The organism is Bradyrhizobium sp. I1.14.4 (assembly GCF_050435825.1).
GTDB lineage: Bacteria > Pseudomonadota > Alphaproteobacteria > Rhizobiales > Xanthobacteraceae > Bradyrhizobium.
On sequence record NZ_JBNDLA010000070.1, the window covers coordinates 1 to 1,934 of the forward strand.

Consider the following 1,934-nt stretch of genomic DNA (forward strand, 5'->3'; position numbering starts at 1 on the left):
GGCCGCACAGGGATTGGCTCCCGGAACTGCGGCGCAATGAGAACGATCTGAGGCTCGATGCGATCGCCGAGCGTCTGCTTGGCACGCACGGCGTGTGAGCAACTGTCATCCTAACAGTGCTGCGTGGTCGTTCTGAAGTCATGATGCGACCTGGAGTCTTGACGGCACCCCTCGTACGAAGTGCCCGAAGACCAAGACCATGTGATCCGGCTCGGCTCGCGGCTTGCTTCGTTCGCGGCGTCATCACCAATCGCGGTGCGGTCATCTTCGAGGCGGACTCGGCGCGCATTGCCGGTAGCGTCTGGGTTCGATGTGCGGCGATAACTTAAGGCGCTCGGTTGTGGACCGAGACAATGGAAGGGAGTCTTTGATGCGATCTAATGCGAGGGAGTCTTTGATGCGATTTGGAGTTCTTTTTTGGCGAGCCACAACAATTGCGCTCCTCCCAAGCGGTGCAGTCCATTCGGCGGACCTAGAGCCTGCAATTGGGCTGCCGGCAGCGGTGTGGAGCTGGTCCGGGGGATATATTGGCGGGCACGTCGGCGGTGGGTACGGCCGGACCTCCTTCAGCAATCCCTACGGTCCGTCAATCTATGGGGGTGTGGTCGATACCCCTTCGTTTCTGGCAGGTGGTCAGACCGGCTACAATTGGCAGATGAGCAGCTGGGTCGTTGGCATCGAACTGGATGCCAGCGGTGCTGCCTCCGACGGCACAAATACCTGCCTCGCCGCCTCCGGCAGGATTGTGAGCGCAAACTGCAAGGCAAGTCCAAACGTCTTTATCAGCGGGACCGGTCGCGTCGGTTATGCGTTTGGCGCGCAAGGCCACACGCTGGCCTACCTCAAGGGAGGCGTAGCTTGGCAAAACAATCGGGGCGACGTCATCAATAACGACGAGTTTGCTCAGTGGCCACAGGAGAAGACTCATTTCGACTATGGTCGCGTCGGTGAGGTCATCGGGCTGGGCGTCGAGCAAGCGCTGACGCCTGCATGGTCCGTCAAAGTTGAGTATGATTATCTGCATTTCGGCGGGCCGAGTGTCGCGACCCCTCCGACCGTGCAGGCTCCGCCGTTTGCCATTCTTCCGGCGAACACAACCAGCCTATCGAGCAACTACCACATTGGAAAGGTCGGGTTGAACTACCACTTTGGCGCCGACCCGCGCGCCTCGCAATGGTTCGATGCGCCGCTGCATGCAAAAGAACCCAGCAGCGTGCCGCCGATTGCGTACACGGCCGGTTGGTCAGTCGAAGGCGGATCGCGGCTCTGGCTCAGCCGGGGAAGATTCCAATGGGACCACGGCATAGACTCAAGCATTCTCATATCGAGGCTCACCTATCACGGACTAGACGGACTTTCGGGAGAACTATTTGGCCGTGTTGACAGCCCGTGGGGAATATTCCTGAAGGGTAATATTGGCCTCGGGCGCTTCAACAAAGGAAACATGAATGACGAAGATTGGATCTTTGAGCACCTCGCCTACGTCAACACCGTATCAGGCCAGGCAAACGGAAACTTCACGTACTACACGGCCGATGCCGGTTACGACTTCCTGCGCGGCGCCAACTACAAGGTCGGCGGATTTATCGGTTGGACCTATTACGGCCAAAAGTCGGACTCGCTAGGAGCCGTGGAGATCGCTAACCCCATGATCCAAAGCTTGGCACCGGGTGACGACAGGGTCATCGGCAGCCAGGATACTCAGTGGAATGCGCCTCGTGTCGGCCTAAGCGCCGAAACCATGCTCACCGAGCGTTGGCGCTTAAGCGGCGACGTCGCTTATCTGCCTTGGACCGATTTCAGGGGGCGTGACAATCATCTCTTGCGCAAAACCACCACCTTCGATGATCAACGCGGGGATGGAGGCGGGGGGGTCCAGCTTGAGGGCGTGTTGTCTTATCTCGTTACCAGCAACTTCAGCGTCGGCGTCGGTG

1 protein-coding gene is annotated in these 1,934 nt (G+C 58.9%); it reads left to right on the forward strand.

The features are described from left to right. Positions 1–502 precede the first annotated feature (502 nt). Positions 503–1,934 (forward strand): outer membrane beta-barrel protein (locus tag ABIB78_RS38675; RefSeq protein ID WP_429034288.1); only part of this gene is annotated, 1,432 nt, incomplete at its 3' end.